We start from the raw sequence: 15,975 nt of genomic DNA, 5'->3' as shown, positions 1-15,975 counted from the left end.
GCTGGTTCCCTATCCGTGTTCAGGTGACGCGCGGACCGCGGGGGCCGCGCAGGTGCGGTGGGCGCGGCACCTGCGAGGGGCAGGGCGCACCGGCGGAAGTCTACGTCCGATCGGTGCCGGTGAGCACGTCGGCGAGGACTCCCAGCGCCAGCCGGTACCCGTCGACGCCGTGGCCCTTGACCACCTCGACGGCGTGGGGGCGGACGACGGAGTGGTGGCGCCACTCCTCGGGCCGGGCCTCCGGGTCGGAGAGGTGCACCTCGACCAGCGGCGCCTCGAGCTGCGCGCAGGCGTCGTGGACGGCGTAGGAGTAGTGCGTGAGGGCAGCGGCGTTGAGGACGACGGGGGTGCGCTCGTCCGCGGCGACGTTGAGCCAGTCCACGAGCACCCCCTCGTGGTTGGTCTGGCGCACCTCGACCGCCAGGCCGCGCTCGGCGCCCCACTGCTCGCACAGGGCGACGAGCTCGGCGTGGGTGGTGGTCCCGTAGATCTCCGGCTGCCGTCGCCCCAGTCGACCCAGGTTCGGGCCGTTGAGCACGAGCACGGGCCGCGGCGCCTCGCTCATGCGTGCGCCCGCATCAGTGCGTCGGCGGCGCGCAGGTGCTCCTCGGCGGGCCCCGCGAGGATGCGCGGGCGGCCCACGGCGTCCAGGACGACGAGCCGCAGCTGGTCGCCGCGGGTCTTCTTGTCCAGCTTCATGCCGGCCAGCAGCTCCTCGAAGCCGGCGCCGTCGTAGCCGGTGGGCAGCCCGACGCGCGCGAAGGCGGCGCGGTGCCGGGCGGCGGTGGCCTCGTCCAGGACGCCCGCCAGCCGGGCGACCTCGGCGACGTAGCAGCAGCCGATGGCCACGCCGTCCCCGTGCCGCATGCGGTAGTGCTCGGCGCGCTCGATGGCGTGGCCCATCGTGTGGCCGTAGTTGAGCGCCTCGCGACCGGGGTGGGCGCCGGTCAGCTCGGAGCCCCCGGCCTCCTTGAGGTCGCCCACGACGACGTCGATCTTCACCGCGACGGCCCGCTCCACCAGCTCGCGCAGCACGGGTCCGTCGGTGTCGAGCACCGCCTCCACGTCCTGGGTCTCCACCAGCTCCAGGATGCGCTCGTCGGCGATGAAGCCGCACTTGACGACCTCACCCATGCCGGCGACGAGGTCGCGGCGGGGCAGGCCGGCCAGCAGCGACAGGTCGCACAGCACGCCCGCGGGCTCGTGGAAGGCGCCGACCAGGTTCTTGCCCGCGTCCGTGTTCACGCCGGTCTTGCCGCCGACGGCGGCGTCGACCATGGCCAGCAGCGTGGTCGGCACGTGCACGACCGGCACGCCGCGCAACCAGGAGGCGGCCACGAAGCCGCCGAGGTCGGTGGTGGCGCCGCCACCGAAGGTGACCACGGCGTCGGAGCGGGTGAAGCCGGCCTCGCCGAGCGCGTCCCAGCACCGTGCGGCGACCGCCGGGGTCTTGGCGGCCTCGCCGTCGGGCACGACGACCTCGGTGAGCCGGTAGGCGCCCGCGAGCGCCTCGCGCACGGGGCCCGCGAGCTCGACGAGGGCCTCCGCGACGACGAGCGCGACCCGGGTCGGCCGCTCGCCGAGGAGGTCGACGAGCCGCTGGGCGACACCGTGGCCGACCACCACGTCGTAGGGGGCGGAGCCACCCACGTGCAGGACGGTGGGCTGGTCGGTGGTGCTCATCGCGGGGCCTCCTGCAGCAGCGCGGCGACCTCGGCGGCCACCTCGGCGGGGGTGCGGCCGTCGGTGTCGACGCTGTGCCGCGCGACGGACTCGTAGACGGGGGTGCGCTCGTCGATGAGCTGCTTGACGCGGGCGCGGACGTTGCCGAGCAGCATCGGCCGCGAGGAGCCCAGGCCGACGCGGCGCACGGCGTCGGTGAGCCCGACCCGGAGGAAGACGACGGGGTGCTCGGCGAGCAGGGCGCGGGTGGTGGGGTCGAGCACCGCTCCCCCGCCCAGGGCCAGGACGCCGGGGTGGTCGGCCAGCGCCGAGGCGACCGCTGCTCGTTCCAGCGCGCGGAAGTGCGCCTCGCCGTCGTCGACGAAGATGTCGCTGATCTCGCGACCCTCCGCGGCGACGATGTCGAGGTCGGTGTCGCGCACCTCGAGGCCCAGGAGCTCACCGAGCAGACCGGCCACCGTGGTCTTGCCGGCGCCCATGGTGCCCACGAGCACCACGCGCGGGCCGCCGCTCGGCTGGCTCATCGCCGGGTCCTGGCTCATCGGTAGTTCAGCGTCTCCATGTACGAGCGGACGTTGCGCGCGACCTCGGCCACCGAGTCGCCACCGAACTTCTCCAGGACGGCGTCGGCGATGACCAGCGCGACCATGGCCTCGGCGACGATGCCGGCGGCCGGCACGGCGCAGACGTCGGAGCGCTGGTGGTGCGCGACGGCCTCCTCGCCGGTGGCGACGTCGACGGTGCGCAGCGCCCGGGGCACGGTGGCGATGGGCTTCATCGCGGCACGCACGCGCAGCACCTCGCCGGTGCTCATGCCGCCCTCGGTGCCGCCGGAGCGGCCCGAGGTGCGGCGGATCCCGTCGTCGGTGGGCACGATCTCGTCGTGGGCCTGCGAGCCCGGCGTCGAGGCGAGCTCGAAGCCGTCACCGACCTCCACGCCCTTGATCGCCTGGATGCCCATGAGGGCGCCGGCGAGCTTCGCGTCGAGGCGACGGTCCCAGTGGACGTGGCTGCCCAGCCCCGGCGGGAGGTCGTGGACGACGACCTCGACGACGCCGCCGAGCGTGTCGCCGTCCGAGTGGCCCTGGTCGATCCGCTCGGTCATCAGCTTGGCGGTGTCGGCGTCCCAGCAACGGACCGGGTCCGCGTCGAGCGCCGCCACGGTGGCCTCGGAGGCGTCCGGGGGCACCGTGCCCGCGGGGACCTTGATCCCGGCGATCTCGACGACGTGGGAGAGCAGGCGGATGCCGCAGGCCTGCTCGAGGAAGTTGGAGGCCACCCGGCCGAGGGCCACGCGGGCGGCGGTCTCGCGGGCCGAGGCACGCTCCAGGATCGGCCGGGCCTCGTCGAAGCCGTACTTCTGCATGCCCACCAGGTCGGCGTGACCGGGGCGGGGCCGGGTGAGCTTGGCGTTGCGCGCGAGGCCGTCGAGGACCTCGGCGTCGACCGGGTCGGCCGACATGACCTGCTCCCACTTGGGCCACTCGGTGTTGCCGACCTCGATGGCGACGGGGCCGCCGAGCGTCTCGCCGTGGCGGACGCCGCCGGTCAAGGTCACCTGGTCCTGCTCGAACTTCATCCGGGCACCGCGGCCGTGGCCCAGCCGACGCCGGGCCAGGGAGTCGGCGATGTCGCCCGACGTCACCTGGACGTGGGCGGGCAGACCTTCGAGGATCGCGACCAGGGCGGGTCCGTGGGACTCCCCCGCAGTGAGCCAACGCAGCATGGGGTCAGTGTTTCACGCTCGTCACACGGCGCCCGCAGCACCGTCACGGCGCGAGACCGACGGGCCTCAGAGCAGCGCACCGCCGAGCAGCGCCCCGAGCAGGGCACCGACGATCAGGCCCGGCCCGAGGGGCACGTGGCTGCGCAGCAGCGAGCGGTCGCGGCGTGCCACCACCCGCCCCAGGCCGGCGGCGCCGACGAGCAGGAAGCCCAGCCACAGCCCCAGCACCAGCTCGCCGGGGCCCAGCCGGGCCAGCGGCAGGCCGAGGAGCAGCGCGAGCCGGACGTCGCCGAAGCCGAGGCCGGAGGCGTTGACCCGCCACAGCACCCAGAAGACGCTGCGGGCCGCGAGCGCGAGCAGGACGGCCACCAGCACCGTGCGCCCGTGGCCGGCGACCAGCCACTCCAGCAGCGCCACGACGAGCACGACGGCGGTGGCGGGGAGCACCAGCACCCGGGGCAGCAGCCGGGTCCGCGCGTCGATCACGGCCAGCCAGGCGGCCACGGGGACGACGGGCAGCAGCCACGCGAGCCACCACCCGGCGCCCAGCGCCAGGGTGAGCAGCGCGGCGGCGGCCGCGGCGGCGAGCCCGCAGCCGAGGGCCAGCCACCGGCCCGAGGCCAGCTCGTCCCAGGAGGGACGCGGCGGGTCGTCGGGGTGCGGCTCCCCCGCCGGCGCCGGCAGGCGCCGCACCACGGCCGGCGCGCACGCGCCCAGCACGCCGACCACCAGCGCCGCCACGAGGGCGGTGATCAGCGGGGCGGCATCCACGACGTCCAGTCTTCCCTGCTCAGCGCGCGCCGTCGTCCCGACGCGCCGCCACGGCGGCCTCGCCCGCCGCGCGCATCGCGGCGAGCGGGCCCGGCACGCCCGTGAACTGCTCGAACTGGAGCACCGCCTGGTGCACCAGCAGGTCCAGCCCGGTCACCAGCACGCTGCCCTGCGCGAGGGCGGCCGCGGCCAGGGGCGTGGGCCACGGGTCGTAGACGACCTCGAAGACCACCGGGGCCTCGGCACGCGCGCACTGGCGGGCGTCCTGCGCGTCGGCCGGCACCGTCGAGACCAGGACGTCGGCCGGCACCTCCGCCGTCAGGTCCACCGCGTCGACACCTACCCCGGGCGCGTACGCGGTCACCGCCTCGATCGTGGCCCGGGCGCGCTCCGGGGAGCGCACCAGGAAGCGGACCGAGCGGGCGCCGAGGTCCGTCAGCGCCAGCGCCACCGACGCCGCCGTCGCACCGCCGCCGAGCACCGCGACCCGCTCGACGGAACCGCTCCACCGCTCGCGCACGGCCGCGGCGGCGCCGGGCAGGTCGGTGTTGTCCACGCGCGCCCCTCCCGGGGCCGCGGGGTCGCGCACCCAGGTGTTGGCACCGGACGCCGCTGCGGCGTGCGCGCTGATGGGCCAGCCGCGTTCCTCGGCCAGCGCCAGCAGCTCCCGCTTGAGCGGCATGGTGACCGACAGGCCGTCGACGTCGTCGGCCAGGCCGTCGAGGAACGTCGCGAGGCTGCCCTCGGGCACCCGCTGGTGGTCGTAGCTGCGCGAGGCCAGGCCCGCGGCGGCGTAGCCGGCGCGGTGCAGCACGGGTGAGAGCGAGTGCGCGACCGGGTCCCCGATGACGAGGGCCCGGCCGCGCTCGCGCGTCAGCACCGGTCCGACTGGGTGGCGCAGTAGTCGTCGAGCTCCTGACGGAAGGAGAGGAACTCGGAGTAGGAGTCGGTGAACTTGGTCTTGCCGGTGGCGAGGTTCACCGTCACGTAGAACAGCCAGTCGCCCTTGGCGGGGTTGGCCGCAGCCTCGATCGCGTCGTCGCCGGGCGCCTCGATGGGCGTCGGCGGCAGGCCGGTCTGGGTGTAGGTGTTGTACGGGCTGTCGGCGACCGAGTCGATCTGGTCGGTCGTCAGGCGCGCGATCGGGGACTGGTCGAGCGCGTAGTTCACGGCCGCGTCGATCTGGAGCAGGCCGTTGGTGATCCCGTTCTGCGGGTTCTCCACGCGGTTGTAGATGACCCGGGCGACCTTGACCATGTCGTCGCCGCGCCCCTCCGCCTGCACGAGGCTGGCCACGACCATCAGCTCGCCCGGCGTGTAGCCCAGGGCCTCGGCCCGGGCCTCGAGGTTCGCCTCGTCGGCGGCCTGGCGCCAGCGCTCGACCATCTGGGAGACCATGTCCACGGGCTTGTCCGTGGGGGCGAACGCGTAGGTCGCCGGGAACAGGTAGCCCTCCGCGTTGCCGTCGGCGTAGTCGGGCAGGCCGATCTTGCCGGGGCGCGAGAGGACCTGGTTGAACTGCTTCTTAGAGAAGTCGGTGTTCTTCGCGAGGGTGTCGACGATCTGGCGCACGGTGAGGCCCTCGGGCACGGTCACCGTGGTGGTCAGCAGGTTCGCCGGGTCCACCAGCACGTCGATGGCGTCCGCCGCGGACATCTGCCGCTGGAGCTGGTAGTAGCCGACCTGGATGCCCGCCGCGTCCGGGTCGACGTTGGCGGCGGAGATGCAGGCGTCGACGGAGGCGACGACGTCCTCGTCCGCGAGGACGCGGCAGATGTCGGTGGCCGTCTCGCCCTCGCCGACCTCGACCAGGACCCGGCCACGGCCGGGGCCGTCGTAGTCCTCGGGGGTGTAGGTCAGGGAGCGGAGGAACTCGGTGCCCTTCTGCACGCCGTAGTAGCCGCCGACGCCCACGAGGGCGAGGACGACGATGACGGCGAGGTAGCCGGGCAGCCGGCTCTTGCGCCGACGCCGGCGACCGCCGGGGTCGTAGGCCGGGGCGGCGGGGGCTGCCTGGGGCTGCCCCGTGCGCTCCTCGGTGGGCGCCTCGGCGGGCTCGGAGAACAGGCCGCCGATCGCACCGCCCGTCGGCTCGGGGCCGACGGCGGGGTCGCGGTCGTGGTCACTCATCGTGCGGGCTCCTCGACGATCTCGCCCGGCGGCGTGCCGGTGGCGCGCTCGGTGTCGAGCGCGTGCTGAAGGATGACGACTGCGGCCGCCTGGTCGACGACCTCGCGGCGCTTGCTGCCCTTGCGCCCCTGGCCGCGAAGGATAGCCTCCGCGGCCACGGTGCTGAGCCGTTCGTCGACCAGACGGACCGGAACGGGCGCGAACCTGGCCGCCAGCTGTGCGGCGAACTCGCGCACCTTGGTGGCCGCGGGGCCCTCACCGCCGGCCAGCGAGCGGGGCAGCCCGACCACGACCTCGACGAGCTCGGACTCGGCCTGGATGTCCCCGCCGATGCGGCGGAGGCGGGACAGGTCGCCCTTGCCCCGCTTCACCGTCTCGACCGGCGTGGCCAGGAACCCGGACGGGTCGCTGCGGGCGACGCCGATCCGGGCGTCCCCCGGGTCGACGCCCAACCGGACCCCGTGCCGCACGCTGACCGCCCGCCTCAGACGCCGACGGCCTTGCCGACCTCGGTGGCGACCAGCGCGAGCGCCTCGTCCACCTTGCCGACCTCGGTGCCGCCGCCCTGGGCCATGTCGGGCTTGCCGCCGCCCTTGCCGCCGAGCACGGGCGCGAGCACCTTCACCAGGTCACCGGCCTTGACCCCGCGGCTGCGGGCCTCGTCGTTGGTGGCCGCCACCAGCGCGACCTTGCCGTCGGCGACGCCGACGACCACGACGACCCCGGCCTCGCCCTGGGGCAGCCGGTTGCGGACGTCGGTGGCCAGCGTGCGGACGTCGCCACCGCTCGCGCCGTCGGCCCGGTGGGCCACGACGTTGACGGTGCCGACCTTGGCCGCGCCGCGGGCGATGTCGCCGGCCGAGGCGAGCAGCTGGGCGACGCGGACGCGCTCGAGCTCCTTCTCGGCGCCGCGCAGGCGCTCGACGAGGTCACCGACCCGGCCGACGAGGTCGTCGGGCTGGGTCTTGAGGATGCCGGTGAGCTCGGCGACGACGTCGCGCTCCTTGGCCAGGTACCGGAAGCCCTCGACACCGGTGAGCGCCTCGACGCGGCGGTTGCCGGAGCCGACGGAGGACTCACTGGTGAGGACGACGGTGCCGACCTGGCTGGAGTGGTCGACGTGCGTGCCACCGCACAGCTCGCGCGACCAGGGGCCGCCGATCTCGACGACGCGCACCTGCGACTCGTCGTAGGTCTCGCCGAACAGGGCGATGGCGCCCCAGACCTTGGCCTCGGGCAGGCTCATGTACTGCCAGGAGACGGGCAGGTCGGCGCGCAGCGCCTCGTTGGAGACGGTCTCGATGTCCTTGACCTGGGCAGGCGTCAGCGCCTGCGTCCAGCCGAAGTCGAGGCGCAGGTAGCCGGGGCGGTTGTAGGAGCCGGCCTGCAGGGCGGTGGGGCCGAGCACCTCGCGCAGCGCCGCGTGCACCACGTGGGTGCCCGAGTGCGCCTGGCGGGCGCCGGTGCGCCACGCGGGGTCGACCGCGGCGTGCACGGCCGCGTCCTGGGTCAGCTCGCCCTCGAGGACGCGGACCTGGTGCACGACCAGGCCGCGCACGGGGCGCTGGACGTCGAGGACCTCCAGGCTGCCGCCGTCGAACGTCAGGGTGCCGGCGTCCGCGACCTGGCCGCCGGACTCGGCGTAGAACGGGGTGCGGTCGAGGACGACCTCGCCGACCTGGCCGGCGGTCAGCACCTGCACGGGCTCGCCTCCGGCGAGCAGCGCGAGCGCCCTCGACTCCGTCTCCAGGGTCGAGTAGGCCAGCCAGTCGGTGGCACCGTGCTCGTCGAGCACCGCGCGGTACAGGTGGGTGTCGGCGTGCTGACCCTTCTTGGCCTTCGCGTCCGCCTTCGCGCGGGCGCGCTGCTCGGCCATGAGGGAGCGGAAGCCCTCCTCGTCGACGCTCAGGCCGGCCTCGGAGGCCATCTCCAGCGTCAGGTCGATCGGGAAGCCGTAGGTGTCGTGCAGCGCGAACGCCTGGGCGCCGGCCAGGGTGGTGCCGCCGCCTGCCTTCACCTGGTCCGCGGCGTTGTCGAAGATCTGGGTGCCGGCCGCGAGCGTCTTGCGGAACGCGTCCTCCTCGGCGAAGGCGACGCGGGAGATCCGCTCCCAGCCGGACTCGACCTCGGGGTAGGAGGCCTTCATCCGGTCGCGGCTGACCGGCATGAGCTCGGCCAGGGCGTGGCCCTCGAAGCCCAGCAGGCGCATGGAGCGGACCGCGCGGCGCAGGAGGCGGCGCAGCACGTAGCCGCGGCCCTCGTTGCCCGGGGTCACGCCGTCGCTGATCAGCATCAGGGCGGAGCGCACGTGGTCGGCGACGACGCGGAAGCGGACGTCGTCCACGTGGTTCTCGCCGTAGGTCTTGCCGGAGAGCTCGGCGGCCTTCTCGATGACGGGAAAGACCTCGTCGATCTCGTACATGTTCTGCTTGCCCTGGAGCAGGTACGCGACCCGCTCGAGGCCCATGCCGGTGTCGATGTTCTTGGCCGGCAGCGGGCCCTCGACGTCGAAGTCCGCCTTGGAGCGGACCTGGGAGAGCGACTCCTGCATGAAGACGAGGTTCCAGATCTCCAGGAACCGGTCCTCGTCGGCGTTCGGGCCGCCGTCGGGGCCGTACTCGGGCCCGCGGTCGATGTAGATCTCCGAGCAGGGGCCGCCCGGGCCGGGCACGCCCATGTTCCAGTAGTTGTCCTCGAGGCCACGCTCCTGGATGCGCTCGTACGGCATCCCGGCGACCTCGTGCCACAGCTCCTTGGCCTCGGTGTCGCTGGGCAGCACCGTGACCCAGATCTTCTCCGGGTCGAAGCCGAGACCACCCTCCTCGACGGACCCCGTGATGAGGGTCCAGGCGAAGCGGATGGCGCCTTCCTTGAAGTAGTCGCCGAAGGAGAAGTTGCCGCACATCTGGAAGAACGTGCCGTGGCGGGTGGTCTTGCCGACCTCCTCGATGTCGAGGGTCCGCACGCACTTCTGCACGCTGGTGGCGCGGTTCCACTGCGGCGTCTCCTGGCCCAGGAAGTAGGGCTTGAAAGGCACCATGCCGGCGTTGACGAACAGGAGGTTCGGGTCGTCCAGCAGCAGCGAGGCGGAGGGGACGACGGTGTGCCCGTTCTTCTCGAAGTGGGCAGTGAACCTGCGCCGGATCTCGGCGGTCTCCATCAGTCGGTGCCTCTCTCGTTCTCGATCGGCCGCGGGGCGGCCTGCTCGACCTGGCTGGTCTGGGTGCTGCTGCTCGTGGGCTGGTCCCCTGCTCCGGGCAGGGCTCGCGGTCCATCTGGCGACATGCCGAGGCGCTCGCGCAAATCGGTTTCGGCGTCGGCGCGGCCCTGGGCGACCTCGTCGCGGACCATGCGGGCGCCGACGGACAGGGCGGAGAGCCGGTCGCGGAGCCCGTCGGCCGTGAGGGCCTCGGCCGCGCGGCGTGCGCGCGCCATCGCCCACATCCCCGCTCCGGCCCCGGCGACGAACCAGAGGCCGCGGCTCATGCGACGCGCTCCGCCGCGTCCGGCTGCTGCCGCTGCCGGGCGGCCCAGGCCCGTCGGGCGAGCCGGGTCTCGACGCGGCGCTGCTTGCGGGAGCGGCGCAGCTCCTGCCGCATCGCCACCCGCACCCGTGCCCGGGTCTCGGGGTCGAGCGCGCGGCGCACGCCGGCGAGCAGCGCGCCCGCCTGGACGGTGGTCTCGCGCAGCACGAGGTCGGCGAAGAGCGGGCCGGGCACCGTCGGGGCCTCGTCGGTGGCGGCAGGCCGGACGGAGCCGGCAGGCCGGGTGTGACCGGGATCCGACCCGAGCTCGGTGATCACGAACTCCTCGGCCGGCCGGCTGGGGGTGGCCGTGGGCCGGGCCGTGCGCTCCAGGGCGGTGAGCCGCTCCCGCAGCACCGCTGCCTCGGAGGCGGCCTCGCGCCGGACGCGGCGGAGGCCGATGTCCAGGACGACGACGGACATGGTGAGGATGGCCATGAGCGCAAGAGTCACGACGACCGCCCAAACGGGCCAACCAGCATCGACGCTCACATGTATAAGCCTACCCTGAGCAGACGTTGGACGACCGAAGGGGCGGCTGCCACCGGCAACCGCCCCTTCGACAGAGTCAAGTCAGCTACAAGTCTGCCTCTTTACGAACTTGCTAAAGGTACCGTTATCGGGAGTCTGCTTGCAGCCAAGGGCCGCGTTTTCCTTGTGGAACGCCACAAGCTTCAGAGTCGTCCAGGGCTCCCAGTAGAAATTGGGGTCATCCCGATTCACACGCTTACAAATCTTCACACCGACGGTCGCAGCCCAACGCCCGACGCCGGTCGCGACTCGATACGTGTCTCCCGACGCAAAGGTACGAGTTTGGGTCGTTGACGCATACTTCGTCTTGGTCCCAACCTCACCAAGTTCCACACCCACTTGAGCGGAGACCTTGCCAAAGGCCGCATTTCCAGCCTCTACCGAATAGTTCGCAGAGGCCGAGATCGAGTTGGTCCGACTGGCTTCAGTGCCGTACGTTACAGTCTCTGTGATAGGTGACCCAGTGTAGTTGTCCTGTCGGCCGACAGCGCCGATAATCCTGTAACTACGCTTGATCGAGTCTTCACGGACACGGTAGCGCAGCTTCCCAGCTTTATCCGCGGAACAAGTCGTAGTTAACCGCTCCCCGGTTGCCTTTTGCGCCTGCGCGGACGCTGTGGTCGGAACAGATAAGAACAGTGCAGCCACGACAAGGGTCGCTAGACCCCTCAACTGAAACTTTGCAAACGGCATCATCAGTCTCCCAAGCAACTGTGAGGTCAGGCGAATCCCGACCGTCAGGGAAACATTACATCATTTCCGATTTTACTGTCACGTGTTTCACTGATGACCGCGAACAATGTTCCGCAACCGATCCCAGCGCTCTCTGATGCTCGCCTCGGCCCCAATCTCTTTGGGCTGGTAGTAGCGGGTGTCCGCGAGCACGTCCGGGAGGTACTGCTGGGCGGCGATCCCGTAGGGCTCGTCGTGCGGGTAGGCGTAGCCCTTGCCGTGGCCCAGGTCCTTCGCGCCGCCGTAGTGGGCGTCGCGCAGGTGGGGCGGCACCTGGCCGATCTTGCCCGCACGCACGTCGGCGAGCGCGGAGTCGATCCCGACGATGACGGCGTTGGACTTCGGCGCCATCGCGAGGTGGACGGTCGCCTGGGCCAGGTTGATGCGCGCCTCGGGCATGCCGATCAGCTGCACGGCCTGGGCCGCGGCCACGGCCGCCTGGAGGGCCGTCGGGTCGGCGAGGCCGATGTCCTCGCTGGCGTGCACCACCAGCCGTCGAGCGATGAAGCGGGGGTCCTCCCCCGCCTCGATCATCCGGGCCAGGTAGTGCAGGGCGGCGTCGGGGTCGGAGCCGCGGATCGACTTGATGAACGCGGAGATGACGTCGTAGTGCTGGTCGCCCTGCCGGTCGTAGCGCACCGCGGCGGTGTCGACGGCCGACTCGGCGGCCTCGAGGTCGATCGCGGTGACGCCCCGGCCGGCCGCGGCACCGGCCGCCGCCTCCAGGTAGGTCAGCGAGCGGCGGGCGTCCCCGCCGGCCAGGCGGACGAGGTGGTCCGCCGCGTCCTCGGCGAGGGTGAACTCCCCCGCCAGGCCGCGCTCGTCGACCAGCGCCTGGTCCACGACGCGGCGCACGTCGTCGTCGGAGAGCGACTGGAGCTTGAGCAGGAGGCTGCGGGAGAGCAGCGGGGAGATCACCGAGAAGAACGGGTTCTCGGTGGTGGCGGCCACCAGCGTGACCCAGCGGTTCTCGACGCCGGGCAGCAGCGCGTCCTGCTGGGCCTTGGAGAACCGGTGCACCTCGTCGACGAAGAGCACCGTCTCCGTGCCCCCGCGCACCAGCGCGGCCCGCGCCCCGTCGATCGCGGCCCGCACCTCCTTGACCCCGGCCGTCACGGCCGAGACCTCGACGAAGGTGCGTGACGTCTGCTGGGAGACGATCGAGGCGATCGTCGTCTTGCCCGTGCCGGGCGGGCCCCACAGCAGGAGCGAGAGCGAGCGCTGGTCCTCGATCAGCTGGCGCAGCGGGGAGCCCGGCTCGCGCAGCTGCGGCTGCCCCACCAGCTCGTCCAGGGTGCGCGGACGCATCCGCACGGCGAGCGGTGCGGAGGCACTGGTGTTGACGGACAGCGAGCCGCCCCCGGTGACGGGGGCGGCTCCTGGGACGTCGAAGAGACCGCCGTCCCCGCTGTCGGCCATGGGTGGCGGGGTCAGGCGGACACCATCTCCCGGCGCTGGAGGTCGAACCACTGCTTCTCGTAGCCGGGGCCCTCGGCGATCGCGGTCGGCGTCACGCCGGCGTCGGGGCTGCCCTGGGAGTCGACGCCCAGCAGGCCGGCGGTGACGGGGTGCTGCGGCGCCTTGCCCAGCTCGGCCGGGAAGTGGCAGGCCACCTTGTGCCGCGGGCCGATCTGCATCAGCGGCGGCTCGACCTTGGTGCAGATCTCCTTCGCGATCGGGCAGCGGGTGCGGAACCGGCAGCCGGACGGCGGGTTGATCGGGCTCGGCACGTCGCCCTCGAGGCGGATGCGCTCACGACGACCGCCCACCGCGGCCTGCTTGATGTCCGGCACGGCGGAGAGCAGGGCCTGCGTGTACGGGTGGTGGCTGCTCTTGTAGAGCGTGTCCCGGTCGGCGATCTCGACGATCTTGCCCAGGTACATCACGGCCACCTCGGGGCAGAAGTGGCGCACGACCGCGAGGTCGTGGGCGATGAACAGGAAGGCGATGTCGAACTCCTTCTGCAGGTCCTGCAGGAGGTTGATCACCTGGGCCTGGATGGAGACGTCGAGCGCCGAGACCGGCTCGTCGGCGACGAGGAGCTTCGGGTTCAGCGTGAGGGCACGGGCGATGCCGATGCGCTGGCGCTGACCGCCGGAGAACTCGTTGGGGTACCGGTTGTAGTGCTCCGGGTTCAGGCCCACCACCTCGAGGAGCTCCTGGACCCGCTTGAGCACCTGCTTCTTCGGCACCACGTTGTGGACCTCGAGCGGGGCACCCACGATCGCGCCCACGGTGTGGCGGGGGTTCAGCGAGGTGTAGGGGTCCTGGAAGATCATCTGCACGTCGCGACGCAGCGGCTTGAGCTGCCGGTTCGACATGGCGGCGATGTCCTGCCGGTTCTCACCGAAGTACATGGAGCCCGAGGTGGGCTTGTACAGGCGGGTGATCAGCCGGCCGGTGGTCGACTTGCCGCAGCCGGACTCCCCCACCAGGCCCAGGGCGCCGCCCTTGGGGACCTCGAAGGACACGCCGTCCACGGCCTGCACGTGCCCGACGGTGCGGGAGACGACGCCGGAGGACTTCACCGGGAACCACATGCGCAGGTTGTCCACGGTCAGCACGGGCGGGGCGTCGGGGTCGAGCCGCGGCGGCTGGTGCTCCTGGCCGGCCAGGTCGGCGAAGCTGGCGCCGCCGGTGGCGTCCGTGGTCGGCTCGTTGGTCTCGGTCATCGGGGGTCGTTCTCCTCGAGCGTCTCGGGCGCGATCACGGGCAGGACCTCGGCCTGGTACACGGCGTCGGGGTCTGCCAGGTGGCAGCGCTTCAGGTGCCCCGGCACGGTCGGGCTCTCGAGGAGCTCCGGCATCTGCGAGGTGCACAGCCCGCCGGCGACCTTGTCCTTGTGGAGGCAGCGGGGGTTGAAGGCACAGCCCGGCGGCGGCTTCAGCAGCGACGGCGGGTTGCCCGGGATCGGGATCAGGGGGGCGTCGGTGTCACCAGCGACGTCGGGCACGCTCGAGAGCAGGCCCCAGGTGTAGGGCATCTGCGGACGCGTGAGGACGTCCTTCGCGGTGCCGTACTCCACGCCGCGGCCGCCGTACATCACGAGGATGTCGTCGGCCATCTCGGCGATGACGCCGAGGTCGTGGGTGATCATGATGATGGCGGAGTCGAACTCGCGCTGGAGGTCCTGGAGGAGGTCCAGGATCTGCGCCTGCACGGTGACGTCCAGCGCGGTCGTCGGCTCGTCCGCGACGATGAGCGACGGGTCGTTGATCAGGCCCATCGCGATCATGGCGCGCTGGCGCATGCCGCCGGAGAACTGGTGCGGGAAGTCGTCCGCGCGCCGGTCCGGCTGCGGGATGCCGACGCGGTCGAGCATCTCGATCGCCTTGCGGCGGGCCTCCCGCTTGGAGGCGCTGGGGTGGTGCACCTGGTAGGCCTCGGCCAGCTGGCCGCCGACCTTGTAGAAGGGGTGCAGTGCCGCGAGGGCGTCCTGGAAGATCATCGAGACCTGGCGGCCGCGGATCTTGCGCATCTTGGACTCGCTCAGCCCGACGACCTCCTGGCCGTCGATGCGGATGCTGCCGGTGATCTTGGCCGACTTGGTGTCGTGCAGGCCGAGCACGGCCATGGACGAGACGGACTTGCCGGAGCCGGACTCGCCGACGATGCCGAGGGTCCTGCCCTTCTCGACGGAGTAGCTCAGGCCCTGGACGGCGGTGATCTGGCCGTCCTCGGTCGGGAACTTCACCGTCAGGTCCTCGACGACGAGGAACGGCTCGCCGCTGGACGCGCCCGGCCGGGTGCTGCTGGGGGCGGTCACGGTCACGAAAGCCTCACTCTCGGGTCGAGGGCGCTGTAGACGATGTCGACGAGCAGGTTGCTGACGATCAGCACCACGGCGCTGAAGAGCGCGGTCGCAGACACGATGGGCAGGTCGCGGTCGCCGATGGCGTTGAGGGCCCACAGGCCGATACCGCTGATGTCGAAGATCTTCTCGGTGAAGATGGTGCCGGCGAGCAGGGTGCCGAAGTCGATGCCGAAGATGGTCACGATCGGCACCAGGGCGGCGCGCAGGCCGTGCTTGTAGACCACGGTGCGCGTCGGCAGGCCCTTGGCCTTCGCGGTGCGGATGTAGTCCTCGCTGAGGGCCTCCACCATCGCGCCGCGCGCATATCGGGTGTACTGCGTGCAGCCGAAGACGCCGAGGCAGATCCAGGCGAGCGCCAGGCCGGAGACCCAGGCCGCGGGGTTCTCGGTGATCGGCGTGTAGCCGGGTGACCCGATGCCGGGCACGCCCCACCACACCGCCACGTACAGGTAGGTGAGGAGGGCGAAGAGGTAGTAGGGCACGGAGCTGAGCACCAGGAACGAGGAGACCAGCGCCTTGTCGGCCAGGGTCCCTCGGCGTCTGGCGGCGGCCACGCCCATGGGCACGCCGATGATCAGGTAGAGGAACGCGCCGCCGACGGCCACGGAGATGGTGGCGGGCAGCCGGTCCTTCATGTCGTCCCACACGGGCTTGCCGGTGGTGTACGAGAGGCCGAAGCAGGGGGCGGGGCACTCGGTGGTCTGGCCGGAGATGGTGACGTCACGGCCGGTGACGATGCCGCCCATGTAGCGCCCGTACTCGGCGAACATGTTGTTGTTGTAGCCGAGCTCCTCGGTGAAGCGCTCGAGCCGGTCGTCGGTGCAGTGGTTCGAGGTCTTGGACTCGCACATCGGTCGGGCCGGCGCGCTCGGGCCGAACCAGAACAACGCGAACACCGAGAACGAGACGAGGAAGAGCACCACCACTCCCGAGAGCAGTCGCTTGACGATGTAGGCGTACACGAGTCTCCTCCAGTGCCGGCCCGGTGGGGCCGACGGGTGCGGAACGGTCCGGCCGGTGCGTCCCGATGTTACGGGCCCGACCGTGGTGGGGGGGGGCCCCCG

Annotated in this window: 15 protein-coding genes; all 15 read right to left on the bottom strand. The window is 72.2% G+C overall.

The genetic code is table 11. The features are described 5' to 3' along the window. Positions 1-100 precede the first annotated feature (100 nt). Positions 101-565, bottom strand: a complete 465-nt coding sequence (locus tag M8316_RS02425; RefSeq protein ID WP_250051693.1) for a type II 3-dehydroquinate dehydratase — start codon at positions 563-565, stop codon at positions 101-103. Further along, on the bottom strand, positions 562-1,683 hold the full coding sequence (gene aroB, locus M8316_RS02420; RefSeq protein WP_250051692.1) for a 3-dehydroquinate synthase: 1,122 nt from the start codon (positions 1,681-1,683) through the stop codon (positions 562-564). The genes M8316_RS02425 and aroB overlap by 4 nt, the downstream gene beginning before the upstream one ends. Beyond that, the gene (locus tag M8316_RS02415; protein ID WP_250051691.1) at positions 1,680-2,207 is read right to left on the bottom strand and encodes a shikimate kinase; all 528 of its coding nucleotides are present in this window, start codon (positions 2,205-2,207) and stop codon (positions 1,680-1,682) included. Before M8316_RS02415 ends, aroB begins: the two co-directional genes overlap by 4 nt. 14 nt (positions 2,208-2,221) lie before the next feature. Continuing rightward, positions 2,222-3,409, bottom strand: coding sequence for a chorismate synthase (gene aroC, locus M8316_RS02410; RefSeq protein ID WP_250051689.1), 1,188 nt, complete (start codon positions 3,407-3,409; stop codon positions 2,222-2,224). A 66-nt stretch (positions 3,410-3,475) separates the two neighbouring features. Next, positions 3,476-4,180, bottom strand: coding sequence for a prepilin peptidase (locus M8316_RS20940; protein ID WP_250051687.1), 705 nt, complete (start codon positions 4,178-4,180; stop codon positions 3,476-3,478). Between the two features lie 19 nt (positions 4,181-4,199). Further along, positions 4,200-5,060 carry a shikimate dehydrogenase gene (locus M8316_RS02400; RefSeq protein WP_250051685.1) on the bottom strand — a complete coding sequence of 287 codons (861 nt, stop codon included), beginning with the start codon at positions 5,058-5,060 and terminating at the stop codon, positions 4,200-4,202. After that, positions 5,054-6,310, bottom strand: coding sequence for an endolytic transglycosylase MltG (gene mltG / locus M8316_RS02395; protein ID WP_250051683.1), 1,257 nt, complete (start codon positions 6,308-6,310; stop codon positions 5,054-5,056). Before mltG ends, M8316_RS02400 begins: the two co-directional genes overlap by 7 nt. Further along, on the bottom strand, positions 6,307-6,780 hold the full coding sequence (gene ruvX / locus M8316_RS02390; protein ID WP_250051681.1) for a Holliday junction resolvase RuvX: 474 nt from the start codon (positions 6,778-6,780) through the stop codon (positions 6,307-6,309). The genes mltG and ruvX overlap by 4 nt, the downstream gene beginning before the upstream one ends. A 14-nt stretch (positions 6,781-6,794) precedes the next feature. Continuing rightward, a complete protein-coding gene (gene alaS / locus M8316_RS02385) occupies positions 6,795-9,470 on the bottom strand; it encodes an alanine--tRNA ligase (RefSeq protein ID WP_250051679.1) in 2,676 nt (891 codons plus the stop codon). Then, the gene (locus tag M8316_RS02380; protein ID WP_250051677.1) at positions 9,470-9,796 is read right to left on the bottom strand and encodes a DUF6167 family protein; all 327 of its coding nucleotides are present in this window, start codon (positions 9,794-9,796) and stop codon (positions 9,470-9,472) included. The genes alaS and M8316_RS02380 overlap by 1 nt, the downstream gene beginning before the upstream one ends. Continuing rightward, positions 9,793-10,272, bottom strand: a complete 480-nt coding sequence (locus M8316_RS02375) for a hypothetical protein (protein WP_250051675.1) — start codon at positions 10,270-10,272, stop codon at positions 9,793-9,795. The genes M8316_RS02380 and M8316_RS02375 overlap by 4 nt, the downstream gene beginning before the upstream one ends. A gap of 873 nt (positions 10,273-11,145) precedes the next feature. Beyond that, a complete protein-coding gene (locus M8316_RS02370) occupies positions 11,146-12,516 on the bottom strand; it encodes a replication-associated recombination protein A (protein ID WP_250051673.1) in 1,371 nt (456 codons plus the stop codon). Between the two features lie 11 nt (positions 12,517-12,527). After that, positions 12,528-13,637 (bottom strand): ABC transporter ATP-binding protein, encoded by a 1,110-nt coding sequence (locus M8316_RS02365; protein WP_250052342.1) that lies wholly within the window; start codon positions 13,635-13,637, stop codon positions 12,528-12,530. Positions 13,638-13,765: 128 nt separating this feature from the next. After that, on the bottom strand, positions 13,766-14,869 hold the full coding sequence (locus M8316_RS02360) for an ABC transporter ATP-binding protein (RefSeq protein ID WP_372490541.1): 1,104 nt from the start codon (positions 14,867-14,869) through the stop codon (positions 13,766-13,768). Next, positions 14,866-15,873 (bottom strand): ABC transporter permease, encoded by a 1,008-nt coding sequence (locus M8316_RS02355; RefSeq protein WP_250051669.1) that lies wholly within the window; start codon positions 15,871-15,873, stop codon positions 14,866-14,868. Before M8316_RS02355 ends, M8316_RS02360 begins: the two co-directional genes overlap by 4 nt. Positions 15,874-15,975 lie beyond the last annotated feature (102 nt).

Origin of the sequence: Nocardioides bruguierae, assembly GCF_023554635.1 — a bacterium.
Classification (GTDB): Bacteria; Actinomycetota; Actinomycetes; order Propionibacteriales; family Nocardioidaceae; genus Nocardioides; species Nocardioides bruguierae.
The sequence above is the reverse complement of the archived record's forward strand: the minus strand, read 5'-3'. Positions and strand labels throughout refer to the sequence as shown.

Coding starts and splice junctions, on each gene's coding strand:
- M8316_RS02375 (WP_250051675.1), bottom strand. CDS start 10,272: ATGGCCATCCTCACCATGTCCGTCGTCGTCCTGGACATCGGCCTCCGC.
- mltG (WP_250051683.1), bottom strand. CDS start 6,310: ATGAGTGACCACGACCGCGACCCCGCCGTCGGCCCCGAGCCGACGGGC.
- M8316_RS02370 (WP_250051673.1), bottom strand. CDS start 12,516: ATGGCCGACAGCGGGGACGGCGGTCTCTTCGACGTCCCAGGAGCCGCC.
- M8316_RS02415 (WP_250051691.1), bottom strand. CDS start 2,207: ATGAGCCAGCCGAGCGGCGGCCCGCGCGTGGTGCTCGTGGGCACCATG.
- M8316_RS02380 (WP_250051677.1), bottom strand. CDS start 9,796: ATGAGCCGCGGCCTCTGGTTCGTCGCCGGGGCCGGAGCGGGGATGTGG.
- M8316_RS02365 (WP_250052342.1), bottom strand. CDS start 13,637: ATGTGGTTCCCGGTGAAGTCCTCCGGCGTCGTCTCCCGCACCGTCGGG.
- aroB (WP_250051692.1), bottom strand. CDS start 1,683: ATGAGCACCACCGACCAGCCCACCGTCCTGCACGTGGGTGGCTCCGCC.
- M8316_RS02425 (WP_250051693.1), bottom strand. CDS start 565: ATGAGCGAGGCGCCGCGGCCCGTGCTCGTGCTCAACGGCCCGAACCTG.
- aroC (WP_250051689.1), bottom strand. CDS start 3,409: ATGCTGCGTTGGCTCACTGCGGGGGAGTCCCACGGACCCGCCCTGGTC.
- alaS (WP_250051679.1), bottom strand. CDS start 9,470: ATGGAGACCGCCGAGATCCGGCGCAGGTTCACTGCCCACTTCGAGAAG.